Below are 267 nucleotides of genomic sequence, written 5' to 3' on the forward strand. Positions count from 1 at the left end.
TGTACATTGCACCATCGGAAATTGATGAGTCCGCCTCAAACATGATTGCTACTTCTAGCATATCCTAATTGCAAGAGGTGATGTGACAATGACTCCTATCGTCATTCTCGATGCCGGACATGGTGGTGTCGATCCTGGGGGAGGTAATAATTCCCAATTTTCAGAGAAGGATATGACCCTCAAGATATCAACCTATCAATACAACCGACTCCAAGAGTTAAACATCGCCGTCGCCATGACGCGAACAACAGATACTACCCTCTCAAG

1 protein-coding gene is annotated in these 267 nt (G+C 45.3%); it reads left to right on the forward strand.

What is annotated here, in order from left to right:
* Positions 1 to 88: 88 nt before the first annotated feature.
* Positions 89 to 267, forward strand: a 179-nt coding sequence (locus tag SB773_RS32260) for an N-acetylmuramoyl-L-alanine amidase (RefSeq protein ID WP_410594446.1), incomplete at its 3' end; no start/stop codon positions are given.

This window comes from Bacillus sp. SIMBA_074 (assembly GCF_046534555.1).
GTDB lineage: Bacteria > Bacillota > Bacilli > Bacillales > Bacillaceae_G > Bacillus_A > Bacillus_A mycoides.